The 1,528-nt window shown below is 59.0% G+C and carries 3 protein-coding genes; all 3 read left to right on the top strand.

Features of this window, described 5'->3' with window-relative positions; all coding sequences use genetic code 11:
* Nucleotides 1–374 (top strand): ABC transporter permease subunit (locus tag H5U08_RS18445; protein WP_297036520.1); only part of this gene is annotated, 374 nt, incomplete at its 5' end.
* Nucleotides 371–1,351, top strand: a complete 981-nt coding sequence (gene cysW, locus H5U08_RS18440; protein WP_297036517.1) for a sulfate ABC transporter permease subunit CysW — start codon at nucleotides 371–373, stop codon at nucleotides 1,349–1,351. The genes H5U08_RS18445 and cysW, both read left to right, overlap by 4 nt.
* Nucleotides 1,336–1,528, top strand: a 193-nt coding sequence (locus H5U08_RS18435; protein WP_297036515.1) for an ATP-binding cassette domain-containing protein, incomplete at its 3' end; no start/stop codon positions are given. The genes cysW and H5U08_RS18435, both read left to right, overlap by 16 nt.

The raw sequence follows: 1,528 nt of genomic DNA, 5'->3' as shown, positions 1-1,528 counted from the left end.
TGCGAACCCTTCAGCCCGCCATTGCCGATCTTCCTTCAGACTGGGAAGAGGCCGCGGCAAGCCTGGGGGCCGGACCGATTGTGACATTCTGGCGGGTGACCTTTCCTTCCCTGCGACCGGCCCTGCTCACGGGCATATCTCTGGCGTTTGCCCGGGCGGTGGGTGAGTACGGCTCCATCATCTTCATTGCAGGGAACCTTCCCCATCGCACGGAGATTGCACCGCTCCTCATCGTCATCAAACTCGAGCAGTACGACTATCACGGGGCGGCCGTCATTGCAGCGATCATGCTGCTGGCATCCCTGGGCATCCTCGTGACCATAAACGCTCTCCACAACTGGCAGTTGCGCTGGCAGGAAGGGAGCGTCGCATGAAACAGTCTTTGAGGTGTTTGCCCCTCGCTCCACCTCGAGCAACCTCGCCGCCCGATGGCTTTACGGCGGCCAGCGCCGCGCCATCGCGCCGTGAGGCTGAACTCACACGGAATTCGCCAGTATGGCTTCTTTTGCGTCTCGGTCTCATTCTGACCACGGTGCTGATCCTGGGAGTTTTTCTTGTGCTCCCTCTGGTCGTCGTTTTTGCAGAGGCGTTCCGTCAGGGGTGGTACGTTTACTGTGCGGCCATCAGCAATCCCGAAGCCCTGGCGGCAGTGCGGCTCAGCCTGTCAGTCACCACACTCTGCGTTGCCATCAATACCGCGTTCGGACTGTCCGCGGCGTGGTGCCTGAGCAAATACCGCTTTTTCGGCCGCAACGCGCTGATCAACCTTATTGATTTGCCTCTTTCCATCTCGCCGGTCGTGGTGGGGTTGCTGCTCATTCTGGTCTATGGGCAGCATGGGTGGTTGGGAGCGATTCTGGAACGCTGGGGTGTTCGGGTCATTTTTGCATTCCCGGGTATTGTCCTGGCGACCGCCTTCGTCACCCTGCCGCTTGTGGTCAGGGAAGTGAAGACCCTGATGGAAACCGAAGGGAGCGAGGAGGAAGAAGCCGCTCGACTGCTTGGCGCCAACGGCTGGCAGATCTTTTATCACGTCACGCTGCCCAAGATTCGCTGGGCGCTCCTCTACGGAGTGATTCTGTGCACCGCACGATCTCTTGGGGAATTCGGTGCGGTTTCGGTCGTTTCGGGACACATCCGCGGGTTCACCGTGACTTTGCCGCTGTATGTGGAACTTCTGTACAGCGAGTACCAGTTCTCTGCCGCGTTTGCCGTTGCTTCGCTGCTCACCGGAGTAGGGCTGGTGACACTGGTCGTGAAGACCGTCTGGCAACACCGCATCAATCGGAAACTCAACCGCGGGCAGGATTGTCTTTCTGAGGAGGTGTCTTTCCCATGCGTATCGAAGTGATTGAAATCTCCAAAACCTTCGGCAAGTTTCGCGCTCTCGATCGCGTGAATCTGACCATTCATGCGGGAGAACTCGTGGCACTGCTGGGACCTTCCGGTTCGGGGAAGACGACACTTCTGCGAATCATAGCCGGCCTGGAAGCGTCCGACCCTGGCTCCGGCCATCTGCTTTTCGATG

The sequence above is a fragment of the Thermogutta sp. genome (assembly GCF_014359955.1).
In the GTDB taxonomy this organism is placed as follows: domain Bacteria; phylum Planctomycetota; class Planctomycetia; order Pirellulales; family Thermoguttaceae; genus Thermogutta.
This window is presented reverse-complemented; position numbering and strand designations above follow the sequence as displayed.

What these genes read in the sequence shown, in the direction of transcription:
- cysW (WP_297036517.1), top strand. Translation starts at nt 371, where the DNA reads ATGAAACAGTCTTTGAGGTGTTTGCCCCTCGCTCCACCTCGAGCAACC.